The following is a 14,858-nucleotide window of genomic DNA, read 5'->3' on the forward strand; positions in this document are numbered from 1 at the left end:
CTTAAATCTAAAGTGTCATTTTGAAAGGAGCGAGATCATGAATAAAAATAAACTGCTTAACGCCTATACCGATCTCATGGAACACCTGTACGAAATCATGGACGACACCCTGCATTCTTTTGCCGATGCCATCGAAATCGGTAAAGACAAACTCAAAGAAGCGGGCGAATTGACCGCCGAAGAACTCGACAAAGTCGCTAGCTTCGTCAAACGCGATATAGAACACGCCGCCCAACATTTAACTTTAGAAGAAAGCAACAACTCCTTAGCCGCATGGCTAAAGTTTGATGTCGAACTATTAGAAAATTTCGCCTTAGATGCTTTCTTAAGCATTGCCGACAAAACCCGCATCGAATTGGCAAAGCTGCAACAACAAGCCATCAAACACGTTTACCATAGCGGCGACATCACCTTGCCAGGTACGTTTGTCTGCCAAGCTTGCGGTAAAGAAATTGCTTTTAAAGAACCTAGCGAAATTCCTGAATGCCCCGTTTGTGGCAGTCAGACTTTTGTGCGGGTTTGTGGATGATTTACCCTGTAGGTTGGGGTGACGTTAGGAACCCCAACGATTGATGCCCACTCATTGTTGGGGTTCGTTCCTCACCCCAACCTACCAACAGTAAAAACGCCATTTTGATTAAGCCCAGAATGGCGTTTTTTTTATGGCTATGCCTATCTATACTTTCGAAGAGCCGCTGCCCGCACAAAGGCTTTGATGGCATGTGGCGAATAAACAAATGATTGTAACCGGATGAAAAGATGAAAACATTGCAGACAGTTGAAATGCCGGATGACGGTTTTGTGGCAGGTACTTTGGTTGACACCAAAGAGGGTCTGAAACCCATTGAACTAATTCGGGTTGGCGATTGGGTGTTGTCGCAACCCGAACAAGGCGGCGACAAAGCCTATAAACGGGTCACGCAGACCTTCCGCTTTGAGGACGATGCGGTTTGGGCGGTGAGTTATTACGAAAAAGAAGTTTGGGATAAAGCCGTAGCCGCAGGCAGCATGATTGAGTATTCGGACATTTCACGCTTGATTGTCACCCCCAATCATCCGTTCTGGGTAAAAGATAAAGGCTGGGTGTCTGTGCAGAATTTAACATGGGATGATGAAATTGAATTGGCTGACGGTAATTTGGCTGTTATTCAAAGAATAAGACCTTTGTATAACCACAATGACAAAGATAAACCCTTTGAGCCAGCTTATTTCCTTGATGCCCCAGATGGTGATGTTATTGATCTGACCAATGGTAATTCCGGCGAAACAATAGTGCCGAAGAAAGGACTTCCACCTCAACTGGCTTTGTCAGCCGAGGAATTAAGAGACCCGAAATTCTACTTTAGAACCACGGTGTATAACTTTGAAGTGGAAGACTTTCACACCTATTACGTCGGCACTAAAGGCGTTTGGGTACACAACACCCATTGCAGTTCGTAGGTTGGGGTGACGTTAGGAACCCCAACGATTGATGACACCGTATGTGTTGGGGTTCGTTCCTCAACCCAACCTACGGGCTATCTATACTTTCGAAGAGCCGCTGCCCGCACAAAGGCTTTGATGGCATGTGGCGAATAAACAAATGATTGCAAGCGGACGAGAAGATGAAAACATTGCAGAGAGTTGAAATGCCCGATGGCGGTTTTGTGGCAGGTACTTTAGTTCACACCAAACAAGGTCTGAAACCCATTGAACTAATTCGGGTGGGGGATTGGGTGTTGTCTAAGCCTGAAAGCGGCGAAGGCGAGCATGCTTATAAACGGGTTAGTAAAACATTTGAATATCCAGATTGTGAAGTGTGGTATTTAGAATGCCGGATATTAGATCAGCAAGGGCGCACTCTGGAAACAGAATTGTTAGTAACCACCGCCTTACACTCATTTTGGGTCGTTCGTACCAGTAAATGGCAGGGTGTAAATCAATGGTTATCAGTGGATGAAATATATGATGAGATAACAAGCATAGGCGGAGTGTGTCCAAACTTTAAATTAAGCGACGGACGATTCGTTCAGTGTTATGGCTGTGGGCCTCTGGTGAAAGTGGCTAGTGCTAAGGAGCAAATCATTGTAGAAAAGGACTTATTGGTTGAAAACCTAGAAGAACAATTTGCGATCATGTACAGCGGAGTAGATGTTGGAGGAGGAAATGCAGGAGTAGTCTTGAATTTCAGTGTTGGAAAGCCCGGTTATATTCTGAATTCTAGGGAGCGTCCGATACGGCTTTTTGCCTATGAAAACTTTGAACAGCTACCTATTCATTTTTTGCGTAACGTCTACAACTTGGAAGTGGAAGATAACCTCACGTATTACGTAGGGCAAATGGGCGTATGGGTACATAACACCAACTGCCCCAAGCCGTAGGGTACGCATCGCGTACCTTTTTAAGGCCAGTCCATCGGCAAGCATTGGAAGGTACGCAATGCGTACCCTACCCCCTACGGACTGTTTAATAATTTGCTAAGTTGGATGTATTTGCATAATCTAGCCGTTCATATTTCAACACCCACATAACCACCCTTCATATATAATGCTGGCTTTATCCAGTTGATTTTTACGGAAAGACAATGCGTAGAGTGATATTTAACCAAAAAGGCGGGGTGGGCAAGTCCACCATTACGTGTAATCTGGCAGCCATCAATGCGGTTGAGGGTAGACGCACGTTGGTAATTGATTTGGACGTGCAGGGCAATTCCACGCAGTATTTGCTGGGTCATAAAGTGACTGAAAGCGATAAGACCATCGCCTTATTCTTTAAAGACTGCTTAAGCTTGTCTTTATTCGGCGGCAACAATGCCAACTCCGGATTGGAAAATATCATCCACGAAACGCCGTTCCCGAATTTGTTCGTGCTGCCTTCGCATCCTGAACTGGAACCGCTGCAAGGCCGTTTGGAATCCCGCTTTAAAATCTTCAAGCTCAAGGAAGCCTTGGAAAAACTGCAAGGTTTCGACGACATCTACATCGACACACCGCCAATCTTAAATTTCTACAGCCAATCCGCATTGATTGCCGCGCAAAAATGTCTGATCCCGTTCGATTGCGACACTTTCGCCCGCGAAGCCTTGTACACGCTGATGCACGCCATCGCCGAAGTCAGGGCTGACCATAACCAAGGTTTGGAAGTGGAAGGCATTATTGTCAACCAATACCAAAAACAAGCCAACTTGCCACGGCAACTGGTTGAAGAGCTGATCGCCGAAGGCTTACCGGTGTTGATGTCGATGATTTCACCGTCGGTAAAAGTGCGCGAATCACATTCGGTTTCGCAGCCTTTGGTGCATTACATGCCGCACCACAAACTTAGCGACGAATTCCGCGCCTTATACGCCGAAATCCATAAATAAACATTCCTTTCAGCCAAGCGTTTAGCGGCAACCGCCCAAACGCTTGGCAAGCCTGCAATCCCCTACCCTGTTTTTTGCCTTAGGCCACCATGAACAACCTCCTCAAGTTTTTGTGGCTACCGATGTTGTCCGGCATTTTTATCGGCACCAGCTACATTCCGTTTCCGCCTTGGGCATCGCTGTTTGGCTTTGTACCGCTTTGGCTATTTTGGACTCGCCAAAGCACCTTTAAAAACGTGCTGATCGGCGGCCTGACCACCGCTTTCGTGTTTACGCTGATTGGCTTCAACTGGATGGCCTATCTGCTGCACGAATTTGCGCATCTGGATTGGCCTTACGCCATTGTCGGTTTGTTGGTTTATGCGCTGATTGCCCACTTGTTTGTACCAGTGGCGGGATTGCTGTGGTTTTGGGGGCAGCGCACATGGCGGTGGCCTGCGGGTTTGTCCTTGGCTATGCTGTGCATCATCACGATTTTATGCGAAGCCTATTCGGTCACGCTGTTTTACTGGAATTTTGGCTACTCGTGGTATGGCGCGGGCGTACCGCTGTACCATTGCGCGGAAATTATCGGCTTTAAAGGCTTAAGCGCGTTGACCTTGGCGTGCAACCTGCCCTTGTATTGGGCTTGGCAAAGCCGTCGGCAAACATCGGGGAAAGTTATTTTTGCTGCTGTCGTCGCGGTCTTTGGCTTGCTCAATCTCGGCGGCATCGCCCTAAAAGCCCGGCTGCCCGCCCCCGATGCCTCGCTTAATGTGCTGATGGCACAAGCCAGCGTCGGCAATTCCGAAAAACTCGCCGCCGAACTCAAACAAGGCTATCGCGCCGAAATCTTGCGCCGCTACATGACGCTCACCAATGACGCACTTATCGCCAACGCCGACACCCACATCGACTTTGCCTTGTGGCCTGAAACCGCATTTCCGGCCTTATTGGGCGAACGCTTTAAAAACGACCCCATGCCCACTGCCCTTGCAAAATTTTTGCAGACAAGGCAATTGCCGCTCATCACCGGTGCCTACAGCGTCGATAGCGATTCGCGACTGGTCAGCAACTCTTTATTTGTGCTAGACAAAAACGGCGGCATCGTACCGCCGCATTACAGCAAAACCATCCTTTTGGCTTTTGGCGAATACATACCCGGCGAAGAAACGTTTCCGCAAATCCGCCAATGGCTGCCCGCCACCGGACATTTTGGACGCGGCAAAGGCCCGACCGAATTGTTGCAATTGGATGATTTTAAGATCGGCGCACAAATCTGCTATGAAAGCCTGTTCCCAGAATTTTCCAAAGATTTGGCACAATTGGGCGCGCAATTTATTGTCAACGTCACCAACGACGCGTGGTATGGCGACTGGCAAGAACCTTACCAACATATGTACATGACCCTGGCGCGCGGCGTGGAATTTAGACGGCCTGTGCTACGCGTCACCAACTCCGGCATCTCCACCGCCTCGCTGGCATCGGGCGAGGTGCTGGCACTATCGCCCATCTACCAACCTTGGGCTGGCGTACTGAAAGTACCTTACTTAAAAAATCCGCCCAGCACCTTTTACCAACGCACTTTTTGGCTAGTGCCAGGGTTGTTGTGGGGAATATTGGGTGTCTTATTGTGGATTGGATTTAAAGGAAGACAACAAATCTAAAGCAATAAAAACACTATTAGAAGAAGATTGGGTTGTGGATATCTTCTGATTTGCGGCAATTGTTAAATAACAACTAGAGGATGAATGGACTGCCTTTTTGTCCATCAGTAACGGCTGTCATCTTTTGCTCTTATTATCGTAAGTTTAAATTGAGTGTCAGTGTTCCATGTGGTTTTTAAGACCCTGGCATGCCGTTTTATTTTCTGCCACCTTTATAGCACTGCCAAACCCTCAATTAGGAAATCCAAACAAATTGTTTCTGTTTCGCCATTACTTAGTTGCATTAAACCTAGCCAAAACGGCTTGTGCTTGCTGGTCGGCTTTTGAGGGTAATGGTTTGGCTGCGTTGGCAATCCAGGCGGCTATGTCTTGCCAAACCAAAGGGGCTTGCAAATCCCTGAGCAGCATGTGGTAGCCATTTTCGTAGACGGCGGCGGTTTTTACGCCGGTGTCATCCGCTAAAAAATCCCTTAAAAACCGATACGTGGGTTCTTTAGGGATCAGTTCATCTTTTTCGCCATACAGCAGCAAGGTGTCTGCCGATAAATTTTTGGCATTGGCAAAAGCTTCGTCCATTAAATCGGACAAGCCTGCAATGGCATCCACGCGGGTGGCTTTTATCACCAGCGGGTCTTTTCCCAAAGCACGGAGCATGGGGATATTGTCTGACGGTTTGATATGCAAACCGCGCCCAGTCAGCCGTAAACTGGGCCATGTATTCACTAACGCCCATAGCGCACTGGTTTGATACCACGGCATGGTGCTGCGCGCCCACAAGGCCGGAGCGACCAGCACCACGCCCGCCACTTCCGGCATCGGCGCTTTTGCCAATGCGCTGATCGTCACCGCGCCGCCCATGCTTTCGCCCAAGACATAAACGGGTTGATGCGGGTAGCGTTGTTTGACCAAGCGCACAAAGGCGCGCAAATCTTCTCCATACGCCGACACGCCCGCCCAAACCCCGCGCCGTGGCGACAAACCAAAACCGCGCTGGTCGTAAGCCCAACAAGCGATGCCCTGCCCACTTAAAAATTGGCCGGGCTGTTCAAAAAAATGGCTGTAATCATTAAAGCCATGCAAAGTAACGAGAACTGCTTTAGTTTCACCCTGCGGCAGCCACCGACGGACGGGCAACACGCTGCCATCGGCGGTTTGGAAGTAGGTCTCGCGCAGTAAGGGCAAGCCGGTGTTGGCATGGGGCGGCGGGATAAACGGCATACAGGCCGCTAGGCAAAGTGTCATCATAAGAACGGATAGATAGTTGGATTTCATCATTGAATTGAGATTACGGGTTAAAGCATGCAAATCTTGTTTGGTCAGCCCAACAATTTACCACTTAGCGGGGCATTTTTAGCCAACTCTTCAGGCATCGGCTTTAGAAGCCCATAAAATGCTGTAAAATGGCGGTTTTTTAAACTTCCATTGAAAACCCCATGCGTACAAGCCAATTTCCTTTAAACACTGTTAAAGAAACCCCAGCCGATGCCGAAATCGCCAGCCACCAGCTGATGATCCGCGCGGGCCTGATCCGTAAACTTGCCGCTGGCCTGTATTCATGGCTGCCGCTGGGTTTGCGTGTGCTGCGTAAAGTCGAAAAAATTACTCGCGCAGAAATGGAAAAAGCCGGTGCCTTGGAAGTGCTGATGCCCACTTTGCAGCCTGCGGAATTGTGGCAGGAAACGGGTCGTTGGGCACAATACGGCCCGGAATTGGCCAGGCTTAAAGACCGCCACGACCGCGATTTTTGCTTGGGACCCACGCATGAAGAAATCATCACCGATTTGGCGCGCAACGAGCTGAAAAGCTACAAACAATTGCCGATCACTTTTTATCAAATCCAAACCAAAATCCGCGACGAAATCCGCCCGCGTTTTGGCGTGATGCGCTCGCGCGAATTCATCATGAAAGATGCCTATTCTTTCCACTTGGATCAGGCTTCGTTGCAAGAAACGTATGATGTCATGTACCGCGCTTACACCAATATCTTCAACCAATTTGGCCTGAAATTCCGCGCCGTCATTGCCGATTCTGGCTCGATTGGCGGCGCGGTGTCGCATGAATTCCACGTGTTGGCGGATTCTGGCGAAGATGCGATTGCTTTTTCTACGGTCAGCGAATACGCCGCCAACGTCGAAAAAGCAGAAGCTTTAATGCCTGCCGGTGAGCATCCTGCCGCCACACAGGCCTTGACGCTGACTGACACGCCCAACCAACACAGCATTGAAGAAGTCAGCCAATTTTTTGGCATTGCCGCCAGCCAGTGCCTGAAAACATTGATTGTGCAAGGCGAAGAAGAAGGCACTCTAGTCGCCTTGTTGCTACGCGGCGACCACGAGCTGAACAAAATCAAAGCCGAAAAACTCGACGGCGTCTTCTCGCCGCTACAAATGGCGACCGAAGCGGACATTATTGCCGCTTGCGGTTGCAAACCCGGTTCTATTGGCCCCATCGGCCTGACTATGCCGGTCATCATCGACCGCAGCGCCCTGCTGATGGCTGATTTTGTGTGCGGTGCCAATAGCGACGGTCAGCATTACCAAGGTGTCAACTGGGAGCGCGACCTGCCCTTACCTGCCCGCGTCGAGGATTTGCGCATGGTAGTCGAAGGCGACCCCAGCCCCGACGGTCAAGGCGACATCACCATCGCCCGTGGTATTGAAGTGGGCCACATCTTCCAGCTCGGCACCAAATACAGTGGTTCGATGAAAGCCGGTATTATCAACGAAGACGGCAAAAACCAAATCATGACCATGGGCTGCTACGGCATCGGTATTTCCCGCGTGGTCGCCGCCGCCATCGAGCAAAACCACGATGCCCGTGGCATTATCTGGCCTAATAACCTGGCACCTTTCCAAGTTGCCATCTGCCCGATGAACTTGCAAAAATCCGAACGCCTGAAAGCTGCGGTAGAAACCTTGTACAGCGACTTGCAAACCACTGGCATTGAAGTGTTGTTGGATGACCGTAAAGTCCGGGCCGGCTTTATGTTCTCCGATATGGAGCTGATCGGTATCCCACACATGCTGATTATCAGTGACCGTGGCTTGGATGCCGGAACGATCGAGTACAAAGCCAGAACCGCCAGCGAAAATGTTGAAATGCCGTTGGCTTCCATTGTGGCGTTTTTGCAGGAAAAATTGGCTTAATCGCGTCGGGGTAGGCTTTAACCGGCTTACCCCTGAAAATAATCGTCATAACCCGATGATTTTCAGTTAAAGAGTCCAAAAACAAGTTTTTGGACTCCGCTCAACAACACCCACCATAAGCCAGCATTCGCTAACATGTTAGGTGGGTTATTTGCCAAACAACGGCTCAAGCTTAAATTTGCAGATATTGTCCCTGCGCCATTTATTAAGCCATAACCCGTGGCTTTCGCTTTCGATGGCTTCCTGTAATTGCTGCGCCAGTTGCATTTGTTGTTGTTCGAATGCTTCCATTGGCTGTGTGTAATGGCTTGCTTGTGCCAAAGCGTGGCAAATCCACCAAGCACGGTTGGTCGTGCCGGTACGGATAAGCGCAATGGCAAGCTCCAGGCTTTCGAGATGGGTATTAGGGTTTGCCACATACGCCACAATGTAGTCGCGTATCGAATGGATAGATTCAAACCAAGGTAAGACTTCTTCTTCCACCAGCTTTGTTACGCTCTGAAGTGCCAGCGATGCGCTGTTTTCGTCTGCGCCATTCCATTTGACATCCCTATCGGGCGGACCATCCACCCGATCACCAATACTATAGGCATCGATGCTCATGTTAGGGTCAGACAACAGGTTAACGTAGTGGTGTACGTAAAAATCCCGGCTGCCCCATTGCGAAACCTGAAAACCTACCGAATCGACAATCTCCCCTCGGATGCGGACAAAATGCTTGGGCTTGTATCGGTAAAACCCCGCGTTGGTCAGCACAGGTGCCAAATGCTGGGTTATGGCTTGTTTAATGAAGTCAGGTTGTTTGCTCATAGTGTGTGCCCTCCAAATTTAACCGATTAGTTAATGATAGCCTAAGCTAGCGGAAAGCAAATGGTTATCCATGAGCAAACATCAAAATTTAATTCCAACTTTTTAGTGCTTCCCAGTACGCATCGGCTTTGCTCATGATAATTTGCTGTCTTTTCTCCAAGTAAGACGCAGCCAACAACACCAACAACCCCAATCCAATTGAGCTTAACCACGGTGCGTGTTGGTAGGCATCAATCGCATAACGGCAATAGAACAAAATACCGCCTAAAAAGCACAAATGTCCGCAAAAGAAGGCAATTTTTTCGCGTTGCCGCAAACCTGACAAGGTTAACAAGATACCGGTTGCCAACGCCAATAAGGGTGCAAAAGCTTGTTGGTCATGCAAAGCACCCGCCACCAGAACAAAAGCCAAGACCGAACCCATGTTCCGGTAAGCGACCGGATAATAATCCACATACGCAGACAACACGAACATCAATAAAGCCAAGGGCAATAAGAAACCATGATGCGCCGGTACAAAATCACCTAAACCGTCAGCAACTATTAACCATGCAAAAAGCGCGGCGAAAGTACCCAACCATTGCCCAACCACCACTAAGGCCGAATCGGTATAACGCCTAATATCGACAATACCCACAACCGCAACGATAACTGCCAACACCACACACAATATTAAAGAAACGGGATGCAAGACACTTCTTGCTATTAAGATCAATAACGGCAAGCTAATTAAAGCACGGGCTGCCAAACCTTCGGGTAATAGCAGAGTGCTGTCTTGTCTTAATCGTTGTTCACTGGCCCGCAATGCAAAAAACAAGCAGGCAATAGCAACGGCTATAACAGTGCCATCACGAACAGGCAACAACAAGACAATATTACCTAGCAACATGGCGGTCATCAGCGTTTTTACCTGCCGCCGCGCCAACATAGAGAACCCTGCGTAACTGACCAGCACCAACAATGCAGCGGTAATGGCAAAATCGACCACGATTAACGACGGATTCACCTGACTAAACTGCAACCATTCATAAGGCAGTTGCAAGGCCAAATCGCCTTGGCTGAAGTTGTAAAGCATGGCACTGACTTGCGAGACTTGCACAGGCAAAAACGCCACCCCCAAGGCGAAAAAAATCCGCGCACCCGTAGTTTCCTTAAGTCCGTAAGCGCAAATCAGACCACCTAAACACAGCAAGAAAGTAAACGCCAAACCCAACCAATAACGGTAAGCAGGCAATAAATCCGCATGGCCTTGCAGCATAAAACCGATGGCGGAAATGACAATTAGTGCCGTACCAGCCCAACGCAAGTAGCGGATGATTTGTTGTGTGGTAGATAGCGATGGCGCTTCTGGTGCATCAGCTTGCCAGGTTTTGGCTTGGGCATTAAATTTATAAGCAGACATTTTAATTCTCCTGATTAGGATCGGTTTTTACATCAACGCTCTTTGCCGGACTGGCCTTAGCCGTCAATTCATCCAACAACATCGTCAATGCCAAGGCATCTTCTTCTTGAGCGAAACTGTCAGCAAACGGATCGGTGTTGACGGGTTCAGGACTGGTCAATTCCGCGCCAGTAATGGCTTCTTCCCAGCGATTGAAGATTTTTTGCGCTTGCTCGGCTGGATTGTCGCGTCCGCTTTTTAAGCCCGATTGCAGCTGGATGCGGTTTTGCCGCGCCGCAAATACCGCTTTTTGGCTATTTAAGGTGTGTAATTGGTTTTGGATAGTGGCTAAATCCGCATCCAGTTGCGCCAATTGTTGCTGGGTAGTTTGCAATTGCCTGGCAATTAATTGGCTTTGTTGTTGCGCCCGCCGCATACGCTTGACGCATTCCAAGGCTTTTTGCTCGTCGGTTTCCCGTACTTTCACCGCCCGCGCCGACCACGTTGCCGCCTCGGTCGCCAATTCCGCCAATTGGCTGTCAAAATCCGCGATCATTTTCTGCAAGCGGTGTTGGTGGATGCGAGTTTGGCTGCGCCAGTCTTCCAAATCTTTAATAGCCACACCCGCGACGGCTTCGTGATTTTCAAAATCGTCCACCAAGCCATCAATCTGGGTTTTTACGGTGATAAATAAACGTTTTAAGCTGTTCATGGATTACTCCTGTTTTGGTTAAAGTCATCTTGACTATTGCAAAACAGAGGCCAGTTTGTGAGTTATTTAAAAACAAGTGGTTATGGTTTTTTATTTCATCAATCTATAAAATATATACAAAAAATGCCGACATAAAAAACAAATAATGAATAACTGGAGTGCAAAACATATTTTGCATTCCAATCCCAAAACAGCCGCTTGCAGACGATGAATATGCCCAAACTGACCGTCGATCAAAACCAATTCTTCGCCAAAATCGCCGACTTGGCATTCATGAACCCGTTCAGCATCGAACGCGAACAAGCCGACTGGCAAGTGCTGGACATAAGCCCAGAAGCGATGAATTTTGCTGACCGACTGGCATTAATCGAAGCCAAACTGGAAAACGCTTTCCAAGAACTGCAACGCCAGCGCAGCTTTAACATCGGCGATTACCAAGGCAAAAGCCAAGACAATATGCGCTTGGCGTGGCTGTTTTACATTTTCCACCAGTATCGGCAAGCGTTTACTGAACACATCAAAGCCCAACAACAAATGGGCGACAAAATCGTGGAGTTGGCGTTTGCCCGCACCCTCATCGGTCAGTTTGAACAAGCTGGCTTCACGCAGCCCGAAACCGCGCATTACATTGCTTTGCTGTTCCAAGTGCAGCGGGCATTTTTGTTTATTGACGAGGCAGTTTCCGGTGATTGTCCGGCGATTTACGAATTGCGGATGCGCTTGTGGAACAATATTTTTACCTTCAATCCGGCGTGGTATCTCAACCATTTATTTGCGCGTATGGAGGACTTTTCCTTACTGCTGCTAGGCGAAACGGGCACGGGCAAAAGTTTGGTGGCGAAAGCCGTGGGCTGTTCCGGCTATATCCCGTTTGATTTAAGCACGCGGCGCTTTGTCGAAAGCTTCACCGCGTCGTTTCGGGCGATTAACCTGTCCGAATACTCCACCAGCTTGCTGGAATCAGAATTATTCGGGCATAAAAAAGGTGCGTTCACAGGCGCTATCGACAACCATCCCGGCTTGTTCGCCAAATGCAGCCGCCACGGCTCGGTGTTTATTGATGAAATCGGTGATGTCGATGTACCGATACAAGTGAAATTGCTCAACGTCATCCAAGACCGTGTCTACAGCCCCGTCGGCAGCCACGAAAAACACCGTTTCGAAGGCCGCGTCATCAGCGCCACCAACCGCCCGATTGCCGAATTGTTGGCACAAGGCCTGTTCCGCGCTGATTTGTATTACCGCTTGTGTTCCGATGTCATCACCTTGCCCAGCTTGCGGCAACGCATCCACGAAAACCCTAACGAATTGCATAGCCTGATCGCCCGCTTGCTCAACCGCGTCATCCCCACGCCCGATGAAGATTTGCTGAGCCGCATCGAAACTAAAATCCGCGCCACCGTACCGCCCGACTACCACTGGCCTGGCAACGTTCGCGAACTGGAGCAATGTATCCGCCGCATTTGTTTGACCGGAAGTTATCAGGCCAAACCCTTGCCAACGGTGGTTCAAGATGATTTTGCCTTGTACCGCACGCAAGAGGGCGGCTACCAATCCGCACAACAGCTAATGCAAAACTATTGCCGATTTTTGTATGCGGAATTGGGTGGGTTTGAGGCGGTGGCGAGAGTCGCGGGGGTGGATAGGCGGACGGTGAAGAAATATATGGATTGGGATGATTAGGTTCTAACGTTTTGAAGAGCATTGTTAATGTGTACTACGTCAATATCTGGCTCACCCATTAAAAAGCTATACAGAATCAACAATGCCAAAATACCTAAAAAGCCGCAAACACGTTTTCCGCATCGACCGCTTCATCGGTTAGCTGATAGCCTTTCAACAAACAATGATCCAGCCATTTCTGCAAAAAATAATTCAGCCGCCATTTGTAAAACATAATTTCACGGCTTAGGCTGGGGTTTTGAAAGACTTGGGAAACTTCAGGGCGGACGTGGTCACTCAACACTTCAGCCAGTTGCGCGTCCAGATAAAGCCTTATTTTTACGGCGGGTTGTAAGGTTTGCCCGGCTTTACCAACCGTGTTGTGGCTAAGCTCGATGGTCATCGTATAAATGCTGCGTTCCAGCACGGTCACATACAGGTGCGCGTCTTGCCTGCTAACTCCCACTGCGGCGTGTTTAAACGCCGACAAGTTGGGGATGAGCTTAAGCAATTTTTGGTAGTTGGATGTACAAACCTGTTCCAAGCATAGCGACGTGTTGACGGGGTTCAGCAGGCTCATAGCGGTGGTCAGTCTTCGTGGTAACAGGCATAAGCGCTGGCGGTTTCCCACAGCGTGACGGCGGCAACGTTAAATCCGGCATTTTTCAAGTATTGGTAAATCATTTTGCTTAATACCTCGGCGGTGGGATGTTCGTCCAAGGCCATAAAGCGTTCGTTATTGGCAGTCAGCATCGGGATGATCGGATCATCTTTGTGCAGCAAAAAATTGTGGTCAAGCTGTCCGTCAATAAAGGTTTCAACACAGGCGCGGATGTCGGAAAAATCGCAGACCATGCCTTGTTCGTCAAGCTGTTCTTGGCGGACGGCAATGGACGCTTTAACGCTGTGTCCGTGCAGGTTGCGGCATTTGCCGGCGTGGTTCATCAGGCGATGACCGTAACAAAAATAAACTTCTTTGGTAATGGTGTACATAGTGGTGAAGTAAGCAGTCGCTAATTAGCGGTGCAGTGTACTATAAAATGCCAAAGTGCAAAGTCTGATATTAACTGTAGAATTTATTTAGAATAAATCTGTAATTTTCTATAAAATGGTGGGCTTCGTTAACCTGCCACCGCTTGTAAATATGGATCTAAAATTTCTCGATTTTGAACAACCTATCGCCGAACTGGAAGCTAAAATTGAAGAACTCCGTAATGTTGAGTTCGACAACAAAATCAACATTTCCGATGCCTTAAGGCAGTTGGAAGAAAGAAGCCAAGCGTTGACAGAATCCATTTTTACCGATTTGACCGATTGGCAAATCTCACAGTTGTCCAGACACCCAGGCCGCCCTTACACGCTGGATTACATCGAACACATCTTCACCAACTTCCATGAATTGCACGGCGACCGCGCCTATGCTGACGACCCTGCCATTGTCTGCGGACTTGCGCGTCTGGACGGACAACCGGTGATGGTAATAGGCCACCAAAAAGGCCGCGACACCAAAGAAAAAATCCACCGCAACTTTGGTATGCCACGCCCCGAAGGCTACCGCAAAGCCTTGCGCGTCATGAAAATGGCAGAGCGTTTTAAGCTGCCGGTCATTTGCTTAATTGACACCCCAGGCGCGTACCCTGGCATCGGTGCGGAAGAGCGCGGACAAAGTGAAGCCATTGCCCGTAACTTGTTTGAAATGGCTAAATTGAAAACCCCCATCATCTGCACCATCATCGGTGAAGGCGGCTCTGGCGGCGCACTGGCGATTGGCGTGGGCGACCGTTTGATTATGCTGGAATACAGCACTTATTCGGTCATTTCTCCTGAAGGCTGCGCATCCATTCTGTGGAAAAGTGCGGAAAAATCGCAATTGGCTGCAGAAGCAATGGGCATCACATCCGACCGCATCCGCGAACAAGGCTTGTTGGATGAAGTGGTACGCGAACCTTTAGGCGGCGCGCACCGTAACTTTGCCGCCATTTCGGCAAACTTAAAAGAAACCTTGTTGCGGCATTTGGCAGAGCTAATGGAACTGCAGCAAGATGAAATGATGGAAAAACGCTACCAACGTTTAATGAGCTTTGGTGCGTTTGAAGAATCCGTTAAGTAATCAACTCGTAAAAAAGGAGTCCAAAAACTATTTTAGACTCCTCCAATC

14 protein-coding genes are annotated in these 14,858 nt (G+C 48.9%); 8 read left to right on the forward strand and 6 right to left on the reverse strand.

Annotated features, from left to right (window positions below; translation table 11 throughout):
- Nucleotides 1-37: 37 nt before the first annotated feature.
- The 5 genes from ACYQ1O_RS08970 (at nt 38) to lnt (ending at nt 4,989) form a co-directional block, all read left to right on the forward strand.
- Nucleotides 38-529 carry a zinc ribbon-containing protein gene (locus ACYQ1O_RS08970; protein WP_459991324.1) on the forward strand — a complete coding sequence of 164 codons (492 nt, stop codon included), beginning with the start codon at nt 38-40 and terminating at the stop codon, nt 527-529.
- Between the two features lie 230 nt (nt 530-759).
- Complete coding sequence (locus ACYQ1O_RS08975) at nt 760-1,440, forward strand: polymorphic toxin-type HINT domain-containing protein (RefSeq protein ID WP_459991325.1); 681 nt, start codon at nt 760-762, stop codon at nt 1,438-1,440.
- A 164-nt stretch (nt 1,441-1,604) separates the two neighbouring features.
- On the forward strand, nt 1,605-2,360 hold the full coding sequence (locus ACYQ1O_RS08980) for a polymorphic toxin-type HINT domain-containing protein (RefSeq protein ID WP_459991326.1): 756 nt from the start codon (nt 1,605-1,607) through the stop codon (nt 2,358-2,360).
- Nucleotides 2,361-2,563: 203 nt separating this feature from the next.
- Nucleotides 2,564-3,343 carry a ParA family protein gene (locus ACYQ1O_RS08985; RefSeq protein WP_459991327.1) on the forward strand — a complete coding sequence of 260 codons (780 nt, stop codon included), beginning with the start codon at nt 2,564-2,566 and terminating at the stop codon, nt 3,341-3,343.
- Between the two features lie 89 nt (nt 3,344-3,432).
- A complete protein-coding gene (gene lnt, locus ACYQ1O_RS08990; RefSeq protein ID WP_459991328.1) occupies nt 3,433-4,989 on the forward strand; it encodes an apolipoprotein N-acyltransferase in 1,557 nt (518 codons plus the stop codon).
- A gap of 270 nt (nt 4,990-5,259) precedes the next feature.
- Here lnt and ACYQ1O_RS08995 read toward each other — a convergent pair whose 3' ends face one another.
- Nucleotides 5,260-6,234: an alpha/beta hydrolase gene (locus tag ACYQ1O_RS08995; protein ID WP_459991329.1), complete on the reverse strand. Its 975-nt coding sequence runs from the start codon at nt 6,232-6,234 to the stop codon at nt 5,260-5,262.
- A 188-nt stretch (nt 6,235-6,422) separates the two neighbouring features.
- Here ACYQ1O_RS08995 and ACYQ1O_RS09000 point away from each other — a divergent pair, with 188 nt between their 5' ends.
- A complete protein-coding gene (locus tag ACYQ1O_RS09000; protein ID WP_459991330.1) occupies nt 6,423-8,135 on the forward strand; it encodes a proline--tRNA ligase in 1,713 nt (570 codons plus the stop codon).
- Nucleotides 8,136-8,282: 147 nt separating this feature from the next.
- Here ACYQ1O_RS09000 and ACYQ1O_RS09005 read toward each other — a convergent pair whose 3' ends face one another.
- The 3 genes from ACYQ1O_RS09005 to ACYQ1O_RS09015 all read right to left on the reverse strand — a co-directional run bounded on the left by ACYQ1O_RS09005 (nt 8,283) and on the right by ACYQ1O_RS09015 (nt 11,038).
- Nucleotides 8,283-8,945 (reverse strand): DUF4304 domain-containing protein, encoded by a 663-nt coding sequence (locus tag ACYQ1O_RS09005; protein ID WP_459991331.1) that lies wholly within the window; start codon nt 8,943-8,945, stop codon nt 8,283-8,285.
- Between the two features lie 88 nt (nt 8,946-9,033).
- A complete protein-coding gene (locus ACYQ1O_RS09010) occupies nt 9,034-10,347 on the reverse strand; it encodes a hypothetical protein (RefSeq protein WP_459991332.1) in 1,314 nt (437 codons plus the stop codon).
- Nucleotide 10,348: 1 nt separating this feature from the next.
- Complete coding sequence (locus ACYQ1O_RS09015) at nt 10,349-11,038, reverse strand: PspA/IM30 family protein (protein WP_459991333.1); 690 nt, start codon at nt 11,036-11,038, stop codon at nt 10,349-10,351.
- A 213-nt stretch (nt 11,039-11,251) separates the two neighbouring features.
- On the opposite strand from ACYQ1O_RS09015, the gene ACYQ1O_RS09020 reads away from it, so the two are divergent.
- Nucleotides 11,252-12,721 (forward strand): sigma 54-interacting transcriptional regulator, encoded by a 1,470-nt coding sequence (locus ACYQ1O_RS09020; RefSeq protein ID WP_459991334.1) that lies wholly within the window; start codon nt 11,252-11,254, stop codon nt 12,719-12,721.
- 94 nt (nt 12,722-12,815) lie between these two features.
- Here the strand turns inward: ACYQ1O_RS09020 and ACYQ1O_RS09025 are convergent, their stop codons facing one another.
- Both ACYQ1O_RS09025 and ACYQ1O_RS09030 read right to left on the reverse strand, forming a co-directional pair.
- Entirely contained in the window at nt 12,816-13,280 is a 465-nt protein-coding gene (locus ACYQ1O_RS09025) for a DUF1249 domain-containing protein (protein WP_459991335.1), read from the reverse strand.
- Between the two features lie 8 nt (nt 13,281-13,288).
- The gene (locus ACYQ1O_RS09030) at nt 13,289-13,693 is read right to left on the reverse strand and encodes a 6-pyruvoyl trahydropterin synthase family protein (protein WP_459991336.1); all 405 of its coding nucleotides are present in this window, start codon (nt 13,691-13,693) and stop codon (nt 13,289-13,291) included.
- Nucleotides 13,694-13,844: 151 nt separating this feature from the next.
- On the opposite strand from ACYQ1O_RS09030, the gene accA reads away from it, so the two are divergent.
- Complete coding sequence (gene accA, locus ACYQ1O_RS09035) at nt 13,845-14,810, forward strand: acetyl-CoA carboxylase carboxyl transferase subunit alpha (RefSeq protein WP_459991337.1); 966 nt, start codon at nt 13,845-13,847, stop codon at nt 14,808-14,810.
- The last annotated feature ends 48 nt before the right edge of the window (nt 14,811-14,858 follow it).

The sequence above is a fragment of the Methylosoma difficile genome (assembly GCF_054657615.1).

Coding starts and splice junctions, on each gene's coding strand:
- ACYQ1O_RS08970 (WP_459991324.1), top strand. CDS start 38: ATGAATAAAAATAAACTGCTTAACGCCTATACCGATCTCATGGAACAC.
- ACYQ1O_RS08975 (WP_459991325.1), top strand. CDS start 760: ATGAAAACATTGCAGACAGTTGAAATGCCGGATGACGGTTTTGTGGCA.
- ACYQ1O_RS08980 (WP_459991326.1), top strand. CDS start 1,605: ATGAAAACATTGCAGAGAGTTGAAATGCCCGATGGCGGTTTTGTGGCA.
- ACYQ1O_RS08985 (WP_459991327.1), top strand. CDS start 2,564: ATGCGTAGAGTGATATTTAACCAAAAAGGCGGGGTGGGCAAGTCCACC.
- lnt (WP_459991328.1), top strand. CDS start 3,433: ATGAACAACCTCCTCAAGTTTTTGTGGCTACCGATGTTGTCCGGCATT.
- ACYQ1O_RS08995 (WP_459991329.1), bottom strand. CDS start 6,234: ATGATGACACTTTGCCTAGCGGCCTGTATGCCGTTTATCCCGCCGCCC.
- ACYQ1O_RS09000 (WP_459991330.1), top strand. CDS start 6,423: ATGCGTACAAGCCAATTTCCTTTAAACACTGTTAAAGAAACCCCAGCC.
- ACYQ1O_RS09005 (WP_459991331.1), bottom strand. CDS start 8,945: ATGAGCAAACAACCTGACTTCATTAAACAAGCCATAACCCAGCATTTG.
- ACYQ1O_RS09010 (WP_459991332.1), bottom strand. CDS start 10,347: ATGTCTGCTTATAAATTTAATGCCCAAGCCAAAACCTGGCAAGCTGAT.
- ACYQ1O_RS09015 (WP_459991333.1), bottom strand. CDS start 11,038: ATGAACAGCTTAAAACGTTTATTTATCACCGTAAAAACCCAGATTGAT.
- ACYQ1O_RS09020 (WP_459991334.1), top strand. CDS start 11,252: ATGCCCAAACTGACCGTCGATCAAAACCAATTCTTCGCCAAAATCGCC.
- ACYQ1O_RS09025 (WP_459991335.1), bottom strand. CDS start 13,280: ATGAGCCTGCTGAACCCCGTCAACACGTCGCTATGCTTGGAACAGGTT.
- ACYQ1O_RS09030 (WP_459991336.1), bottom strand. CDS start 13,693: ATGTACACCATTACCAAAGAAGTTTATTTTTGTTACGGTCATCGCCTG.
- accA (WP_459991337.1), top strand. CDS start 13,845: ATGGATCTAAAATTTCTCGATTTTGAACAACCTATCGCCGAACTGGAA.